Source organism: Anaerofustis stercorihominis (assembly GCF_005844425.1).
GTDB classification, from domain to species: Bacteria; Bacillota; Clostridia; order Eubacteriales; family Anaerofustaceae; genus Anaerofustis; species Anaerofustis butyriciformans.
Genome location: NZ_SPHL01000023.1, coordinates 1 through 273, shown reverse-complemented (window position 1 = coordinate 273; position 273 = coordinate 1). Strand labels below are relative to the sequence as shown.

1 protein-coding gene is annotated in these 273 nt (G+C 22.0%); it reads left to right on the top strand.

The window, feature by feature from the left end:
- On the top strand, positions 1 to 273 hold a 273-nt coding region (locus FGQ49_RS06830; protein ID WP_207669795.1), incomplete at both ends, for a hypothetical protein.

Below are 273 nucleotides of genomic sequence, written 5' to 3'. Positions count from 1 at the left end.
TTGAAAAATATGATACATCTTTAATTAGAACTCAAAATATGATTGAGTTAAATGAAGTTGAAATTAACAAAATTCTTAATGATTACGGTGAAGAAGATCCTCATAAATTAATTAAAATATTGGAAGAAAAAAGTGTTATTGCTAAAGAATTTTCTTTTAATCAAAATAAGCTTGAAAAATATAAAATGGACTTAGAAGATTTTGACGGAACAAATAAAATATTAGAAGAAAAAATAAGCAACAATACTTATAAGATGAATGAAATCTTACTAG